Below are 1,016 nucleotides of genomic sequence, written 5' to 3'. Positions count from 1 at the left end.
ACAGGTGGATGGTGGGGCGGGCGCGTGCGGGTGGCGGAGAGCCGGGCCGCGGTCAGCCGTACCAGGCCGTCGAGTGCCACGGCCGCCCGTCGTCGCCGGGGCACCACTGCGCGTCGGTGGACGGCGGCGTAGCCGTCCTCCTCGACGGCCCGCAGGATGCCGCCGTAGAGGATGAAGGCGGTGCGGATGCAGGGCCGGGCGACGGGGTCGAGCATGGGGATGCCGGGGGCGGCGGCGCGGTAGACGGAGCGGGTGAGGTCGGCGGCGGCGCGCAGGGCCGCGGTGATGCGGCGGTCGCGGCGGCCGGTGGCGCGGCTCCACAGCAGCAGGGAACGATCGGCGCCGTGGGCCGCGAGGAGGTCGGCGGGCAGGTAGACGCGTCCGCGGTCCAGGTCCTCCCCCACGTCACGGATGAAGTTGGTGAGCTGGAACGCCTCGCCGAGGGCGGCGGCGTGGGGGGCGGCCCGGTCGCGGGGGACGACGGTGCCGAGGATCGGGAGCATCTGCAGGCCGATGACCGCGGCGGAGCCGTGCATGTAGGCGCGCAGGTGCTCGTAGGTGGGGTAGTCGGTGACCTCGAGATCGCTGGTCATGGAGGTCATGAAGTCGGTGAAGTGGCGGTGGTCGATGTCGTGGACGGCGGCGGTGTGGGCCAGCGCGCGGACGACGGGCTCGGGACTGTTCCCGGTGCGCAGTCCCTCGGCGAGGTGGTGGTTGAGATCGGCCAGCAGGGCGCGGCGGCGCTCCGGCGGGGTGTCGCTCTCCAGGTCGTCGACGATGTCGTCGGCCCAGCGGGCGAAGCCGTAGAGGGCGTGGACGGCGGGGCGGCGTTCGACGGGGAGCAGCCGGGTGGCGAGGAAGTAGGTCTTGCCGTGGCGGGCGTTGAGCCGTCGACAGTGGGTGTACGCCTCGCGCAGGGCGGGGTCGGTGATGCCGGCCGCGTCGAGTTCCCGGGTGGTCACGCGGTGGCCTCCGGGGTGGAGGTCTCGGCGGGACGGCGGGTGTCCCGGGGGCGG

General features: G+C 74.8%; 1 protein-coding gene. It reads right to left on the bottom strand.

Annotation, left to right across the window (positions count from 1 at the left end):
* On the bottom strand, nt 1-962 hold a 962-nt coding region (locus tag FOE67_RS26845), incomplete at its 3' end, for a phytoene/squalene synthase family protein (protein WP_182667415.1).
* Nucleotides 963-1,016 lie beyond the last annotated feature (54 nt).

The organism is Streptomyces calidiresistens (assembly GCF_014141525.1).
Taxonomy (GTDB): domain Bacteria; phylum Actinomycetota; class Actinomycetes; order Streptomycetales; family Streptomycetaceae; genus Streptomyces; species Streptomyces calidiresistens.
This window is presented reverse-complemented; position numbering and strand designations above follow the sequence as displayed.